The 14,108-nt window shown below is 61.8% G+C and carries 12 protein-coding genes and 1 pseudogene; 4 read left to right on the top strand and 9 right to left on the bottom strand.

Annotation, left to right across the window (positions count from 1 at the left end):
- Positions 1–13: 13 nt before the first annotated feature.
- The 5 genes and pseudogenes from AB4Z25_RS22220 to AB4Z25_RS22200 form a co-directional block, all read right to left on the bottom strand.
- Positions 14–1,246 (bottom strand): MFS transporter, encoded by a 1,233-nt coding sequence (locus AB4Z25_RS22220; protein WP_442209047.1) that lies wholly within the window; start codon positions 1,244–1,246, stop codon positions 14–16.
- Between the two features lie 258 nt (positions 1,247–1,504).
- Positions 1,505–2,695 carry a formaldehyde dehydrogenase, glutathione-independent gene (fdhA, locus tag AB4Z25_RS22215; protein ID WP_112386696.1) on the bottom strand — a complete coding sequence of 397 codons (1,191 nt, stop codon included), beginning with the start codon at positions 2,693–2,695 and terminating at the stop codon, positions 1,505–1,507.
- A 129-nt stretch (positions 2,696–2,824) separates the two neighbouring features.
- Positions 2,825–3,631, bottom strand: a complete 807-nt coding sequence (ku, locus tag AB4Z25_RS22210) for a non-homologous end joining protein Ku (RefSeq protein ID WP_442209045.1) — start codon at positions 3,629–3,631, stop codon at positions 2,825–2,827.
- An 11-nt stretch (positions 3,632–3,642) separates the two neighbouring features.
- Positions 3,643–4,367 (bottom strand): annotated as a pseudogene (locus tag AB4Z25_RS22205) (glutathione S-transferase).
- A gap of 83 nt (positions 4,368–4,450) precedes the next feature.
- A complete protein-coding gene (locus tag AB4Z25_RS22200) occupies positions 4,451–4,765 on the bottom strand; it encodes a plasmid stabilization protein (RefSeq protein WP_112516640.1) in 315 nt (104 codons plus the stop codon).
- Between the two features lie 167 nt (positions 4,766–4,932).
- Between AB4Z25_RS22200 and AB4Z25_RS22195 the strand changes: the two genes are divergently transcribed.
- The gene (locus tag AB4Z25_RS22195; protein WP_112516575.1) at positions 4,933–5,289 is read left to right on the top strand and encodes a hypothetical protein; all 357 of its coding nucleotides are present in this window, start codon (positions 4,933–4,935) and stop codon (positions 5,287–5,289) included.
- Here the strand turns inward: AB4Z25_RS22195 and AB4Z25_RS22190 are convergent.
- From AB4Z25_RS22190 to AB4Z25_RS22180, 3 genes are all read right to left on the bottom strand, one after another.
- Positions 5,286–8,009: a hybrid sensor histidine kinase/response regulator gene (locus AB4Z25_RS22190; protein ID WP_112386700.1), complete on the bottom strand. Its 2,724-nt coding sequence runs from the start codon at positions 8,007–8,009 to the stop codon at positions 5,286–5,288. The two genes, AB4Z25_RS22195 and AB4Z25_RS22190, sit on opposite strands and share 4 nt — an antisense overlap.
- 157 nt (positions 8,010–8,166) lie before the next feature.
- Positions 8,167–8,337, bottom strand: a complete 171-nt coding sequence (locus tag AB4Z25_RS22185) for a hypothetical protein (RefSeq protein ID WP_442209043.1) — start codon at positions 8,335–8,337, stop codon at positions 8,167–8,169.
- 325 nt (positions 8,338–8,662) lie between these two features.
- The gene (locus AB4Z25_RS22180) at positions 8,663–8,923 is read right to left on the bottom strand and encodes a DUF2934 domain-containing protein (RefSeq protein WP_442209042.1); all 261 of its coding nucleotides are present in this window, start codon (positions 8,921–8,923) and stop codon (positions 8,663–8,665) included.
- A gap of 283 nt (positions 8,924–9,206) precedes the next feature.
- Between AB4Z25_RS22180 and treZ the strand changes: the two genes are divergently transcribed.
- The 3 genes from treZ to AB4Z25_RS22165 all read left to right on the top strand — a co-directional run bounded on the left by treZ (position 9,207) and on the right by AB4Z25_RS22165 (position 13,449).
- Positions 9,207–10,979, top strand: a complete 1,773-nt coding sequence (gene treZ / locus AB4Z25_RS22175) for a malto-oligosyltrehalose trehalohydrolase (RefSeq protein WP_442209040.1) — start codon at positions 9,207–9,209, stop codon at positions 10,977–10,979.
- Between the two features lie 88 nt (positions 10,980–11,067).
- Complete coding sequence (locus AB4Z25_RS22170; protein ID WP_442209038.1) at positions 11,068–12,531, top strand: phospholipase D-like domain-containing protein; 1,464 nt, start codon at positions 11,068–11,070, stop codon at positions 12,529–12,531.
- A 90-nt stretch (positions 12,532–12,621) separates the two neighbouring features.
- Positions 12,622–13,449, top strand: coding sequence for an endonuclease/exonuclease/phosphatase family protein (locus AB4Z25_RS22165; protein WP_112516579.1), 828 nt, complete (start codon positions 12,622–12,624; stop codon positions 13,447–13,449).
- A gap of 20 nt (positions 13,450–13,469) precedes the next feature.
- Here AB4Z25_RS22165 and AB4Z25_RS22160 read toward each other — a convergent pair whose 3' ends face one another.
- Positions 13,470–14,102 (bottom strand): NAD-dependent dehydratase, encoded by a 633-nt coding sequence (locus AB4Z25_RS22160; RefSeq protein ID WP_442209036.1) that lies wholly within the window; start codon positions 14,100–14,102, stop codon positions 13,470–13,472.
- Positions 14,103–14,108 lie beyond the last annotated feature (6 nt).

Genomic DNA, 14,108 nt, shown 5'->3' with positions numbered 1-14,108 from the left:
CGCTCTCGTCTGATCATGCAGCGATCGGTCTGCTCCGGTCGAGCAGGCTGGCAAGACCGGCGCTGACAAGAGCCAATGCCGCCGGGATGAGGATCACGCAGAGCAGATCCCGGCCGCTCGAAGCGTCATTTAGCAGAAGTCCGGCGATCGAGGCGATAATGGCGCCGCCGCCGACGCTGACGGCTGCCGCTAGCCCGGCGGCCGTACCCGCGAGATCGGGCTGGACGGCCAGTATCCCCGAATTGGCGGCAGGCATGGTCAGCCCGTTGCCGATGCCGATGAATATGCAGGCCGCGAAGAAGGCGGGAGGCGCGGTCAATCCGCTGACGGCAAGAGCCAGGCCGCCGAGCAATCCGGTGCAAGTGACTGCGCGTCCCGCAACCAATACGGCAGCGATTGGAATGCGGCCGGCATACCGTCCGGCGAGATAGCTGCCGAGGATGAAGCCCGCGGGCACCAGTCCCATGTAGAGGCCGAGCATGGCGCTTGATCCGCCGAGCGCGTCGTTCATGACCAGCGGCGCGCCGGCAAGAAAGACGTAAAGTGTTCCCATCGAGCAGGCCATACAGGCGGCATAGACGAGGAAGCGCGGCGAGCCAAGCAGCCGCCGGTATGCCGCGAGATAGCCATGTCCGTTAGTTTTCCGCTTCCCGGTCTCATCACGGATCTCACGGGCGGCGAGCGCCAGCATGATTGCCCCGAGTATCGCAAACATCACGAAATTTGCCCGCCAGCCGAAGAGCTCGCTGACAGATCCGCCGATCGTCGGGCCGATCATTGGTGCTACCGCCCAGCCCATGGCGAGATAGCCGAACTTGCTGGCGGCTTTCTGCCCGCCCCAGCTTTCCTTGACGATGACGAGCGCGATCGAGAAGCAGGCGGCAATGGCCGCCTGCAAGGTTCGGAACAGCAAGAAGACATGAATGTTATCCGCCAGGGCACAACCGGCTGAGGCCAGGATGAAGACAGACAGCGAGAAAATCACGACCGGCCTGCGGCCAAAGCGATCGGACAGGGCGCCGCCGATGATCTCGGCAAAAGCGGTCAGCGCAGCATAAGCGGCAACGGAGAGCGCCACCAGTGCCGGATCGGCGCGCAGATCGGCGGCAATCTCCGGCAGGGACGGCAGGATCAGGTTGACGGGTAGGACGGAGAGGGCGGTCAGCAGGATCAGGGTGATCAGCCGTGGCGGCCCGGATTGGAGTTGCCCTGCGGGCGCGGGTTCGGATGCGGATTGTCCGGTCATCGGTCGGTCTCTCGGGTGATGGGAAGAGGGATGTCCGGCAGGCCGCTGCCCGGAATCCGGGCAATAAAAAAGGCCCCGCCGGGAGCCTGCTTACCGCGCATGGGTGCTTTCGCCGGATGGCTACGCCATCCTGCCCATGCGCCCTATCACCACTACGAGAACCGTTGCGATCATCATTGCCTAGAGCTAGCGGCAAACCTTGGGCTGGTCAATCGCGAGCACATATGAAAAGGGCGGCTTGCGCCGCCCCTTCCGAAATCAGGCTGCCTTCGACACCACGCCATGCGGGTCGAGGACGAATTTCGTCGCCGCGCCCTGGTCGAAGCTCTCGTAGCCCTGTGCGGCGTCTTCGAGCGAGATGACCTTGGCGTTGACGATGTCGGCGATCGGCAGACGGTCGTGCAGGATCGCCTGCATGAGCTGGCGATTGTACTTGATGACAGGGGTCTGGCCGGTGTGGAAGGACTGCGCCTTCGCCCAGCCGAGACCGAAGCGCAGCGACAGGCTGCCCTGCTTGGCGGCGGCATCGACAGCGCCCGGATCCTCGGTGACGTAGAGACCGGGAATACCGATCGAGCCTGCGGCGCGGGTGATTTCCATCATCTGGTTGAGGACGATCGCCGGCTGTTCGCCACCAGCGTGGCCGCGAGCCTCGAAGCCGACGGCATCGATAGCGCTATCGACTTCGTTGGTGCCGACGACCTGGGCGATCATGTCGCCGAGACGGTCGCTCTTCGACAGATCGATCGGTTCGAAACCGACCTTGGCAGCGTGCGCCAGACGATCCTTGTTGAAGTCACCGATCATGACGACAGCGGCGCCGAGGATGCGGGCTGAGGCGGCGGCAGCAAGGCCGACAGGACCGGCGCCGGCGACATAGACCGTCGAGCCGACACCGACGCCCGCGCGGACCGCACCGTGAAAGCCGGTCGGCAGAATGTCGGACAGCATGGTCAGGTCGCGGATCTTGGCCATCGCCTTGTCGCGATCCGGGATCTTCAGGAGATTGAAGTCGGCATAGGGAATGGTGACGTAGCGGGCCTGACCGCCGATCCAGCCGCCCATGTCGACATAGCCATAGGCGCCGCCGGCGCGCGACGGATTGACCGTCAGGCAGACGCCGGTGTCCTGCGACTTGCAGCAGCGGCAGCGGCCGCAGGCAACATTGAACGGAACGGAGACGATGTCGCCGATCTCGAGCATCTCGACATCGATGCCTTTTTCGATGACTTCGCCGGTGATTTCGTGGCCGAGAACCAGGCCGGGCATGGCGGTCGTGCGGCCGCGGACCATATGCTGGTCGGAGCCGCAGATGTTGGTCGAAATGACTTTCAGGATGACGCCATGTTCGATGCGGCGGCCATCGGGGGCCTCCAGCTTCGGATCGTCGATGTCGCGGACTTCGACCTTGCCGGGCCGCAGATAGACTACGCCTCTATTCTTGCTCATTTTCGTCTCCTCCGTTGAAAATGCCGCCATCCCGCAGGGCTCCTCCCGCTGCAGGCTGTGCTCACAGATTAGAGCATATGCGAACAGGCACCGTTCCGAATGCGACGGTTTGGGTCCGGAATTGGCCTGTCAGTGCCGCTTCGGCTGGCCGCTTTCTTTCGCCAGGCTCTTCTTCAGGGCGTCCATGATATTGACGACGTTGCCGGTCGATTTGACCGGAGGCGCCTTCTTGGCCGGCGCCGCCTTTTTCATGGTTTTCAGCTTGGCGCGGATGATGCTCTGCAGCCGCTTCTGCACCGGATCCTGCATCAGGGCGGGGCTCCAGTCCTGCGTCTGGTCCTTCACCAGCTTCTTCATCATCGCCAGCACCTTGGCATCGGGCTTGGCGTCGATATCGACCGTTCCGACAGCCTCGCGGACCTCGTCGCCGTAATGCAGCGTCCAGAGCACGATGCCCTTGCCCTGCGGCTCCAGCAGCACCGCGCGCTCGCGCCGATAGAGCACCAGCCGGGCGATGCCGACCACGTCATTGGCAGCCATCGCCTCGCGGATGACGCAGAAAGCCTCGGTCCCGACCTTGTCCTCGGGCGCCAGGAAATGCGGCTTGTCATACCAGATCCAGTCGATCGAGCCGCGCGGCACGAATGTGTCGATATCGATCGTCCGCGTACTTTCCAGGCCGACCTCGTCGAGCTCGGCATCTTCGAGCAGCACATAATCGTCCTCGCCGCGCGGATAGCCCTTCACCTGCTCCCTGGCCGCAACCGCCCGGTGGGTAACGCTGTCCACATAGCGGCTTTCGACGCGGTTCTTGGTGTTGCGGTTCAAAACGTTGAACCGCACCTTGTTGCTGTCCGTCGTCGCCGGCGTCAGCGACACCTGTGCGGTCACCAACGAGAGCTTCAGATAGCCTTTCCAGAATGTCTGCCGGGGCATCTCGGTTCTCCTCAGGCCGCCTTGTCCAGTTCCGGATAGTGGCGGAAAATGCCGTTCTCGTTGAATGCGAGACGGCGATCGGATTTCAGGTAGGCAGCGATATTCGGTCGCTGCTCGACCCTGTCATGCAGCGCCTGCAGCAGCGGATATGCCTCTTCCGAGCCCTTCATCGCTTTGGGAAAGGCATAGCGCAGTCCTTTGAGCACCTGAAACAGCGACAGGTCCACATAGGTTAGCTTGTCGCCCGAGATATGCGCCGGCCCCTTCGGGTTGTTGGCGATGACGCGCTCGAAATAGCCGAGAAATTTGGGGATGCGTTCCTTGATGAACTCGGCCGAGCGCGCCCTGGCCTCTTCCTTCTGGTCTTCATAGTAGAGTGACGTCGCGATCGGGTGATGCGTGTCGTGCACCTCCGCGACGAAATCGGTGATTGTCAGCTGCAGGCCGTTGAGGACATAGCGCGCCGTATCATGCTTCTGCGCCAGTCGAGCTTCGCTCCGAGATAGAACAGGATGTTGGCGACATGGGAAATGATCAGGTCACCGTCCTTCAGGAATGGCGGCGCGAAGGGGATGTCGCTACCGGAGCCGCTCTTCATTATTTCCATCATTTCGCCCGTGCCTCTGCCGGGCTCCCGCGTGACGTCGATGTAGCTGGCGCCAGCTTCCTCAAGCGCAAGGCGGACGAATTCGCCGCGACCCTGTATGCCGTCCCAATAATAGAGTTCGTATGCCATTCAACTCCCCGGCCAGATACGCCATGTTTCATCCATTGAAGTGTAGCGGCTGGCGCATCCGTCAACAGGCGCGGCTTTTACCATCAGTGATGAGCGTGTTGCGCATTGCGCTTGCGAGTTGCCGCTGCCTTGCTGGCGGAAGCGGAGCGCTCGGCGGGCGTGCGTGAGGCAGAGGCTTTGCCGCCGGTCCGGCCGCCCTTTCCCGCGGAGACGTGGGTGTCCGTCTTGCCGCGGCCGGATCCGGATTTGTTGCCGCCGCCGTCTTCCTTGTTGACGGTCGCCCAGGCCCGGCGCTCGGCCTCCTCGTGGGAGAGCCCGCGATCCTCGTAGCTCTCTTCGATATGCTCCGCCTTGCGCTTCTGCTTGCCGGTATAGGCCGATTTGTCGCCTCTGGGCATCATCGCCTCCTGTTGCTCCAAACAAGTTTCAACCGCCCGGAACTTGAAAAGTTCCGTCCATTCCGCGGCGCGGTACGATTCTTACGTAAACGGAACAAAAATCGCGTTGACCCCGTTTTTGGCGGCGAGTCCTGAAACCTCATGACCAAAAAGGAAGGAGCACAGACATGGACAACCACATCAGCGAAGCCGATGGAAACGGCAAGATCGATCTGAATGGCCAGCTATCGCCTGTGGCCTACAGCCTCAAGGTAAGGAAGGGCACAGGCCAATCCTTTGAGATCAACGTTCGCCTGATGGCGTCGCGCGACTGGCTGCTGCAACGCGGCTTCGCCAGCGATGCCGTGCTGATCAGCGCCAGTGGCGCGCGTATTCCCGTCTATCACCCTGGCGGCGCGCTCAATACCGGCGACAGTCTGGCGGTCGAACTGATCGCGCGCGACGACAGCTGCGTCAGCACCGATGACATCGTCCGCAAATATCCCGAGTTCAACAGCGGCAGCCACAAGCTCGATGGGTTCTAGGCGATCGGGCGCTGCTGGGCCGCGGTCTTGATGGCTGTGTCGAGAGCCGTGCTGCTGAAGGGTTTTGTCAGCAACACGGAGCCGGCAAAGCGGGCCGCTTCCGGAAGGCTGCTATTGCCGGTGGCAAAGACCAATCCGACGGACGGGAATGCCGCACGCGCCTTGGCGGCGAAGGCGGGGCCGGACATACCCGGCAACCCGACATCGGCGACGATGATATCGACCGAGGCAGCAGCGAGGATTTCGACGCCGCGTTCGCCGCTCTCGGCTTCGATCACGTCATAGCCGAGATCCTGCAGGATCTCGGCTGTATCCATGCGGATGAAAGCGTCGTCTTCGACCAGCAGCAGCTTGAGCTTTTCCTGGACGATTTCGCGCGGCGGCGTTCCGGGCGCGCTGATTGCCGCTGCGGCGCTCTGGCGGCGCTGGGCCTGATTGGCAAGCACATGGCGGATCTTCCGGGCCAGCGCTTCGCGGGTATAAGGCTTCGAAAGCAGCTCCAGCCCCGGATCCAGACGGCCGCCATGGACGATGGAGTTTTCGGTATAGCCGGATGTGTAGAGGACGCCGACATGCGGAAGCCGTTCGCGCGCCATGCGGGCCAGCTCTGGGCTCTTCAGCGTGCCGGGCATGACGACATCTGTGAACAGAAGGTCGATATGGACGCCGCTCTCGATGACCGTCAGCGCGCTCTGCGCATCGCGGGCCTTCAGCACGTAATAACCGAGATCGGTCAGCATCTCGACAACGGTGGCGCGCACGCCCTCGTCGTCCTCGGCGACCAGAATGGTCTCTGTGCCGCCGACGGCAGGCACGGTCTCGATGCTGGCGATACGATCCTCGCTCTGGAAGGAGCGCGGCAGATACAGCTTCAGCGTCGTGCCTTCGCCTATCTCACTATAGATCTTCACATGCCCGCCGGATTGCTTGACGAAGCCATAGACCATCGACAGGCCGAGCCCGGTGCCCTTGCCTTCGGGCTTGGTGGAGAAGAACGGCTCGAAAGCCTGTTCGATGACATCAGCCGTCATGCCCGAACCGGTGTCGCTGACAGCGAGCACGACATATTGGCCGGCGACGACCTCGGGATGGGTGCGGCTGTAGGAATCGTCGAGAAACGCGTTGCCGACCTCGATCGTCAGCCTTCCCGAGCCATCCATAGCATCGCGGGCGTTGATCGCCAGATTGAGCAGGGCATTCTCGATCTGGATCGGATCGGCAAAGGTGTTCCAGAGCCCGCCGGAGACGATGGTCTCGACCTCGATTTCCTCGCCCAGCGCGCGGCGCAGCATGTCGTCCATGCCCGAGACGAAGCGGCCGATATTGATCACCTTCGGTTCCAGCGGCTGGCGCCGGCCGAAAGCCAGAAGCTGGCTCGCAAGCCGTGAGCCGCGATCGACAGCGGTGAGGGCGTTGGAGATACGCTCCTTGGCGCGGGTGTTGCTGGAGACGTCCTTGCCGAGCAGCTGGAGATTGCCCGAAATCACCTGCAGCAGGTTGTTGAAGTCATGCGCCACGCCGCCGGTCAGCTTGCCGATCGATTCCATCTTCTGCGCCTGCTGGAGGGCAGCTTCGGCGTGCTGGCGATCGGCGATCTCTGCGGCAACACGAACCTCGAGCGTCTCGTTCAGCCGCCGGAGCTGTTCCTCGACATTGCGGCGCTGATTGAGTTCCATCTCCTGGGCGCGAACGAGGCGCGCATTGTCGATCGCCACGGCGGCCTGGCCGGCGAGGCTAACAAGGCTCGATTCCGCGGCATCATTGAAGCGGCCGGGTTGCGCATGGCCAAAGAACAGGCCGCCGATCACCGAGCCGTCGCGCGACTTGACCGGGACGGCGAGATAGCTGCGCACGGGCAGGTGGCCCTTCGGCATTCCCGCATGCGGCGCGTTCTTGCCATAGCGCGGGTCAAGCAGGATGTCGTCGGAGCGTACGACGCCTTCACCATTGAAGGTCGGCGCGAAGACCTTTGTGTTGCGCGGCATCGGAAAGCGCTCGAAGTTCTTCCGGTCAACGCCCGACAGGGCGTAGAGCATATAGCTGCCGCCTTCGCCGTCATCGACATTGTAGAAGAAGGCGCCGAACTCGGCGCCGGTCAATGCCACGCCGGCATCGACGGCAGTTTGCGTCAGACGCTCGACATTCAGCTCGGCGGTGATCGCCGATCCCGCGGCATTGACGATCGACAGCGCATCCGACTTGATCCGGAGTTCATCGAGCGCCCGCCGCTCGCCACGTTTCGCAGTGACCTGGCCAGAGACTTCCATTGTCGCACAGAGAATGCCGACGATCGAGCCGGTCTCGTCGCGCAGCGGCGTATAGGAGAAGGTGAACCAGGCATCCGCAAGCTTGCCGCCGCGGCGCATCGGAACCAGCAGCTCTTCGAAAAGCTGCGCCTGGCCGTCAAGCGTTGCCTTTACGATCGGCTCGAACTGCGGCCAGATATCGCTCCAGACTTCCTTGAAGGGACGGCCGAGCGCATGTGGATGGCGCTCCGAAAAGATCGGCACATAGGCGTCGTTGTAGATGAAGGCGAGGTCCGGACCCCAGGCGATGAACTTCGCATGGCGGGAATCGAGGGCTGCGTCGACGATGAAGCGGAGCGAGGCGGGCCATTGATCGACAGGTCCCAGACCTGAGGCGCGGAACTCCGGATCCCGAAGCATTTTGCCGATCCCGCCGCCACCCTTCGGCCAATCGCCTTCAGTCTGCCCCGTCATTCAAATTCACTTCCGTGCGATGCCGCTGCTTTCGCAGCGCGATTCTGCCCAATTGCAGGCTAAAATAGAGGGTCGCACGTATTGGGAAAGGCCTGACGGAAAATAAGCTTAACACGCGTGTATTCTTGCGCGCGAAGGACTGCCGGAGATGGGGAAACTACTTGCGGCCGAAGCGCTGGGCGACCGCGATCGCCTTGGTCAGATCGAAGAAGCCGCCGGATGCCGGGCGGCGCTCTGGAAAGACGAAGCCGACCATATTGTCGATGACAATCACCAGCCCGATAGCGAGCAGAAAATAGGCCAGCGCGGCGATCGTCAGGACAAGCATTGTTCCCTCACACCGGCGCTATGAACATGTAGCAGCTGGCTACGATGAGGGACACGAGGATGACGTCGAAATAGCCTTTGTTCATGGCGGTTCTCCCATTCCCGCCAATAACATTCCAGGCGGGTTTTGGTTCCGCCATTCGTGGCCATTTCGCGGCAATATTTTGAAGATGCCAGATTGTGGTCTTCATTTGGCCTGATCGATCCCCCGGGGAGCTGTCTGCTCCATGAATCACACCATAAAACGCAAGTAATTCAGATATATGACACAAATATGCAGACGCGAGTTTCCGCGCGTCTGCGAAGATCGGATAAATGATGTCAGGCTAAACCGATTTGCGGCTTGCCGTCTTCTTGGGTGCGGCCACGGCCTTCACGGCGCCATTGGTCTTGGCGCCGGCCGTTGCAGTCCGCTTTGCCCTGGTCTTGACTTCGGTGCCGTCCTTGGATGCGGCAGAGGTCTCGAGCGTCTCGCGCTCTTTCCTTGCCTGTTCCCAATGAACTGAATCGCGCCCCGTCGGGTGGCCTTCTTCTTCCCAGAGGGAATATGCACGCTTCTTGATCCACTCGTCGCGAGTTTCTGCCATCGCTGATCTCCCGTCACAACATGCCGCAGTCAAACGCTAGACTATATGGGATGGTTCCAGAGGAATCATGCAGTTTCAAGAAGAATTTTGACACACTGCAAAATATTGTTTGCGGTGCAATATAAATGGGCAGTTTTGCTCGCTGGCAGCCTGCAATTTTGAGAGGTACTGCACAAAACTTGTGCTTTTCCACTTTCTAATGTTCGGCAGCTCGCCATCATGGAACAACCGGCGCGATCGTGGATTTCAAACCATGTTCTGATATCCGCGACGAGGGGACGGCATGACGGGAAATGCAAGGCACGCCTGGGGACCACAAACAGATGGCGATGCAATCAAATTCCGCCTCTGGGCACCGGGAGAAGCGGCGGTTGTTCTGCAGCTGGCTGGCGCCGCCCATGAGATGGAAAACACCGGTGACGGCTGGTTCGAGACGCGCGTGTCCGGACCGCTCGAAGGACAGGATTACGTCTTCGTTCTCGGAGATGGACGCGCCGTGCCCGACCCCGCCTCGCGCCAGCAGCGCGGCGATGTACATGGACCGTCGCTGGTGCCGGCCAGTGGCTATCGCTGGCGGACCGACTGGAAGGGAAGGGACTGGGAAGAGGCGGTCATCAGCGAGATCCATGTCGGCACCTTTACCAGCGAGGGTACGTTCTCAAGCGCGATCGGCAAGCTTGATCATCTCGCCGAGACCGGCATCACGGCAATCGAAATGATGCCGGTGGCGCAGTTTTCCGGCGAGCGCGGATGGGGCTATGACGGGGTGCTGCATTACGCGCCGCATTCGGCCTACGGGACACCGGATGATTTTCGCGCCTTCATCGATGCAGCGCATGCCCGCGGCATCATGGTGCTGCTCGATGTCGTCTACAATCACTTCGGCCCCGAAGGAAACTACCTGCATGGCTATACCCCGGATTTCTTCCGCGCCGACCGCCAGACACCGTGGGGAGCGGCAATCGATTTCGCTCAGCCCGCGGTGCGCCGCTATTTCATCGACAACGCACTCTATTGGATCGGCGAATTTCAGCTTGATGGCCTGCGGCTCGATGCCGTCGAACAGATCCATGACCTGTCGGAGCGCCATGTCCTCGAAGAATTGTCGGAAGAAGTGCGTGCGGCTTTCCCCGGCCGAAAGGTTCATCTGGTCGTCGAGGATCAGCGCAATCTCGTCAGTCTTCTGGAGCGCGACGAGAAAGGCGAGGTCAAGACCTACACGGCCGAATGGAACGACGATTTCCACCATGTCGCGCATATCATCGCAACCGGCGAGGACAACGGTCACTACAAGCCCTTTGCCGCCGACCTCTGGGAAAAGACCAAGCTCGCCCTGCAGCATGGCTTCGTCTATCCCGACCGTGCCGATCCACCGGAACTGCCGCGCGACGAGCGTGTCTATCTGCCGCCCGAAGCCTTCGTGAATTTCCTGCAGAACCACGACCAGATCGGCAATCGCGCCTTTGGCGAGCGTTTGCTGAGCCTGTCCCGGCCGCCGATGGTGGAGACGCTGACAGCGATCATGATGCTGGCGCCGCAGATCCCGTTCCTGTTCATGGGCGAGGAATATGGGGAGACGCAGCCCTTCTATTTCTTCTGCGACTATGCCGGCGAACTCGGCGATATGATCCGCAAAGGCCGCATGACGGAAGCTGAAGGCTTCGGTGGTCTGAAGGAAGGCCAATCGAAGGAGACGCTGCCGGACCCCAATGCGCGCGCGACCTTCGATGGCTCAGCCCTGCAATGGCAGCGCGCCGAGGCTGTCGATGGCAGGCGCCGGAAAGCGTTCGTCGCGGAGCTGGCGCGGATCCGGCAACAGCATGTCGTGCCGCTGCTGAAGCGGACACCGCGGATGCAGGCCGAGGCGCTGGAAACCGGCGATGGCGCCCTGGCGATCGACTGGGCGATGGACGGCGCAAGACTTCAACTGCGGGCCAACCTCACGTCGCTGCCGATGACGCTGCCCGCGGTCAATGGCCAGACGATCTTTGAGCTGATCCGCGAGGCGCATGGGGAAGGATTGCCGCCGGAATCGGTGGTTTTCGCTCTTGCCTGACCGCATTTCACATCTGCACGAAAGATTCACGCCTGACGCGAAGAGTGGCGAATTGAACGCCGCCGTTTCGCGGCTATATTCCTGAGCGATGTTTTATCTCATCTCGACCTACTGGCCGCATATTCTTTTCATCATCTCGATCGCCATGGGAGCCGCGGCGGCGATTCACGCCGCCATGACCAAGGAGGAAGTGCGCGCCGCGATCGGCTGGGTCGGCGTCATCATCCTGTCGCCGATCGTCGGTGCGGTGCTCTACGCCATTGCCGGCGTCAATCGCATCCGCCGCAAGTCGCTGAGTATCCGGCGCGATGAACTGCTGCCCGATGCGGCGCTGGACGAGCTCGAGACTTTCGATGCCGATGCGGAGATGGTGATCAGCGGCTATGGTTATCGCTTTGCCGCCATGCAGACGCTCGGCGACCGCGTTGCGCGCAACCCGCTGACAACGGGCAACACGATCGACATGCTGGAAACGGGTGACGATGCCTATCGCGCCATGAAGGCGGCGATCGATGGTGCCGAGCGCAGTGTCCTGCTTGAGACCTACATCTTCGACCGCGACAGGATCGGCCTCAGGATCGCCGATGCGCTGATAGCGGCCGTCAAGCGCGGCGTGGAGGTGCGGGTCCTGATCGACGCCGTCGGCGCCCGTTATTCGGTGCCGAGCATCCTCGGCTATCTCGCCGAGGGCGGCGTCACCGTTTCGGTCTTCAACGGCAACGTCATCATGGGCCTCAGGCTGCCCTATGCGAATCTCAGGACCCACCGCAAGATCGTCATTGTCGATGGGCGGCTGGCGCTGACCGGCGGGATGAATATCCGCGAAGGGTTCAGCGAGGAGATGTCGGGCGAGAACTATGCCCGCGACACGCATTTTTCCGTCACCGGTCCGGCCGTCGCCGATCTGTTCGATGTCGCAGCCGAAGACTGGCGGTTTGCAACCGGCGAGCTTTTGAACAGCGCGGCTTGGCAGACCGCCACGCCGGAGCGCGAGCCGGGTGATCCGGTGTTCATGCGCGTCGTTGCATCGGGGCCGGACCGCAGCGTTGAAACCAATCACAAGATGCTGATGGGTGCCTTCTCGGTCGCCCGAAAATCGATCCGCATCATGTCTCCCTATTTCCTGCCGGACCGCGAACTGATCAGCGCGCTGGTGACGGCGGCGCGGCGCGGCGTCGAGGTGGATATCATCGTTCCCGCCGTCAACAATCTGATGCTGGTCGACCGGGCAATGACGGCGCAGTTTGACCAGATCCTCAAGAATTACTGCCGCATCTGGCGGGCGACCGGCAGTTTCAGCCATTCCAAGCTGATGACGGTCGATGGCGCCTGGGCCTATGTCGGTTCCTCCAACATCGATCCGCGGTCGCTGCGTCTGAATTTCGAGATCGATCTTGAAGTGTTCAACGAGGGATTTGCAGCCGAGATCGACGAGCACGCCGAAGAGGTGCTGCGCACGGCAACGCCGGTGACGCTGGAGGGCTTGCGCGCCCGGCCCTTCCTGGTCCGTCTCGTCGAGAAGGTTCTCTGGCTCGGCTCGCCCTATCTCTGATTTTCTGCGCTTCCCCTATGGCAGCTTCCGCTGTGCCGCCTATAATCCCGGGAGAGCTATTTTCGATCAACGGAGCCTTTGCCCACTCCGATGCATGCCAGAAAAGACAGTATCCCCGCCAGCATCCTGGCCTCGATCCGCAACAGGAAGAAGCGGCTTGACGCCGCCCTTGCCGAAGCGCGGCCGCGTGCCGAAGGCACATTGATCGCCTCCTACAACGTGCACAAATGCGTCGGCGCTGACCGGCGGTTCGACCCTGAGCGGACCAGCCGCGTCATCCACGAGATTGATGCCGACCTGATCGCGCTTCAGGAGGCCGATACGCGTTTCGGCGAGCGCACCGGCATTCTCGATCTTGCCCGGCTGGAGCGCGAGACCGGCCTTATCCCGGTGCCGATCACTGGCATGGCGAAGGCGCATGGCTGGCATGGCAATGTCGTGCTCTTCAAGAAAGGCCTGGTGCGCGACGTCCACCAGATCAAGCTCCCCGGCCTTGAGCCGCGCGGGGCGCTGGTGGCCGAAATCGAGTTGGAGCGTGGCGGGGCACTGCGCATCATCGCAGCGCATTTCGGCCTGCTGCGCCATTCGCGCGCCCGTCAGGCGCAGATGCTGGTCGAACTGATGGCCGACCGGCACGAGATGCCGACCATCCTGCTTGGCGATCTCAACGAGTGGCGGCTGGGCGACCGCTCGTCGCTGAATAGCTTTCAATCGGCTTTCGGGCCGCAGCCGCCGGCTGTTCCAAGCTTCCCGGCGCGTCTGCCGATCCTGGCGCTCGATCGCATCATCGCCAACCGCAAGGGCGTTCTGACGACGATCGAAGCGCATGACACGCCACTGTCGCGCGTTGCCTCTGATCATCTGCCGATTAAGGCGGTGATCAATCTGCAGACGATCGAGAAACTGACGACGGCCTAGATTCTATTCGACGAACGAGGTCAGCGCATCTGCTCGGCATAGATGAAGTGGCAGCCCGGCTTTGCGGCGATGACCGCGTCGAGCGCGGCTGCGGAAATCCTTTCCGCCGGATTGAGATGGAACTTCTTCGGCAGGACCGGCGCCAGAAGCCGAACCATGGCGAGTGCCGCTCTCTCCGCCCGCCGCGTCTCGCTACGCTCTCCGCCGATCAGGCTCGGCCTGCAGATCGTCAGGGATCGAAAACCGATATTCCGGATGTCCCGCTCGACCTCGCCTTTCGTCCGCGAATAGAAGTTCATGGACTTTTCCGATGCGCCAACGGCGCTGACGATGGCATAGGTTTCGACCCCGGCGTCAAACGCCGCTTGGCCGAACGCGACCGGTAATTCGTGGTCGACGTAGCGAAATGCTTCCTTCGAACCAGCCTTGGCCTGTGTTGTTCCGAGCGCGCACAGGATTGCGTCCGGCTGGTACGATATGGAGGTTTGAACAAGCGCCTCCAGACGCGGGGCAACGGGGTTCAACAACCGGTCGCGGGCAGGCAGCGGCGTTCTTGTCGGTGCGATGACTTCGGAGATCGCGGCGTTGGCAAGTGCCAATTCCAATGCCTTGTTGCCGACCAGTCCCGTTGCGCCAAGCAATAGCAGCTTCATCTTCAG

Origin of the sequence: Rhizobium sp. RAF36 (assembly GCF_052114105.1) — a bacterium.
Classification (GTDB): domain Bacteria; phylum Pseudomonadota; class Alphaproteobacteria; order Rhizobiales; family Rhizobiaceae; genus Rhizobium.
The sequence above is the reverse complement of the archived record's forward strand: the minus strand, read 5'-3'. Positions and strand labels throughout refer to the sequence as shown.

Coding starts and splice junctions, on each gene's coding strand:
- AB4Z25_RS22220 (WP_442209047.1), bottom strand. CDS start 1,246: ATGACCGGACAATCCGCATCCGAACCCGCGCCCGCAGGGCAACTCCAA.
- AB4Z25_RS22200 (WP_112516640.1), bottom strand. CDS start 4,765: ATGCCCAGAGGCGACAAATCGGCCTATACCGGCAAGCAGAAGCGCAAG.
- fdhA (WP_112386696.1), bottom strand. CDS start 2,695: ATGAGCAAGAATAGAGGCGTAGTCTATCTGCGGCCCGGCAAGGTCGAA.
- AB4Z25_RS22170 (WP_442209038.1), top strand. CDS start 11,068: ATGTTTTATCTCATCTCGACCTACTGGCCGCATATTCTTTTCATCATC.
- AB4Z25_RS22180 (WP_442209042.1), bottom strand. CDS start 8,923: ATGGCAGAAACTCGCGACGAGTGGATCAAGAAGCGTGCATATTCCCTC.
- AB4Z25_RS22190 (WP_112386700.1), bottom strand. CDS start 8,009: ATGACGGGGCAGACTGAAGGCGATTGGCCGAAGGGTGGCGGCGGGATC.
- AB4Z25_RS22165 (WP_112516579.1), top strand. CDS start 12,622: ATGCATGCCAGAAAAGACAGTATCCCCGCCAGCATCCTGGCCTCGATC.
- AB4Z25_RS22185 (WP_442209043.1), bottom strand. CDS start 8,337: ATGCTTGTCCTGACGATCGCCGCGCTGGCCTATTTTCTGCTCGCTATC.
- treZ (WP_442209040.1), top strand. CDS start 9,207: ATGACGGGAAATGCAAGGCACGCCTGGGGACCACAAACAGATGGCGAT.
- AB4Z25_RS22160 (WP_442209036.1), bottom strand. CDS start 14,102: ATGAAGCTGCTATTGCTTGGCGCAACGGGACTGGTCGGCAACAAGGCA.
- ku (WP_442209045.1), bottom strand. CDS start 3,631: ATGCCCCGGCAGACATTCTGGAAAGGCTATCTGAAGCTCTCGTTGGTG.
- AB4Z25_RS22195 (WP_112516575.1), top strand. CDS start 4,933: ATGGACAACCACATCAGCGAAGCCGATGGAAACGGCAAGATCGATCTG.